Source organism: Bradyrhizobium sp. NBAIM08, from assembly GCF_020193935.1.
In the GTDB taxonomy this organism is placed as follows: Bacteria; Pseudomonadota; Alphaproteobacteria; order Rhizobiales; family Xanthobacteraceae; genus Bradyrhizobium; species Bradyrhizobium yuanmingense.
In genome coordinates this window covers 1-495 of sequence record NZ_JADYVR010000117.1, presented here as the reverse complement: position 1 = coordinate 495, position 495 = coordinate 1, and the positions used below count along the sequence as shown (strand labels likewise).

At 70.3% G+C, this 495-nt stretch carries 1 protein-coding gene; it reads right to left on the bottom strand.

What is annotated here, in order from left to right; genetic code table 11:
- Positions 1 to 4: 4 nt before the first annotated feature.
- On the bottom strand, positions 5 to 495 hold a 491-nt coding region (locus tag I6F37_RS38690), incomplete at its 5' end, for a hypothetical protein (protein ID WP_225154169.1).

Here is a 495-nt window from a genome sequence, read left to right as displayed (position 1 = left end):
CCCGTCATGGGTCGCGTCCCAGACGGCCTCGGCCAGGTCCATGGCCCCCTTGCCGCCGTCCGTGAAGTGGGTCGCGACCACCGCCGCGCGGGCCCTTGCGCAGCTCGGCCGGGGCCTTGGCCGCCACCCGATCGAACACGATCCAGGCCGCCTCGACGATCGCGGCCATCCGCTCGGCGTCCTTCGTCGTCACGCGCCGTCGGTCGCGATCCGTGATCGATGACGGCACGCCGAACTCCGTGCCGCCCCCGCCGGTGGCTGACTCGACCGTGTGGAGGGCATCGGCGGTGGCGGTCGGGAACGCGAGATCGGCCTGCTTCGCGACCAGCGCGTAGCGGTCCGCGTGATCGATCAGCGACTCGATCGCGAGGTCGCGATCCTTGCCCGACCGACACCAGCCGGGCCAGTCGATCGCCCACACGAAGGTCTTCTTCGAAGTGACTTCCTCGCCGATGTCGATCCGATCCTTCGGCATCGACCGAGCATAGCCGGCCT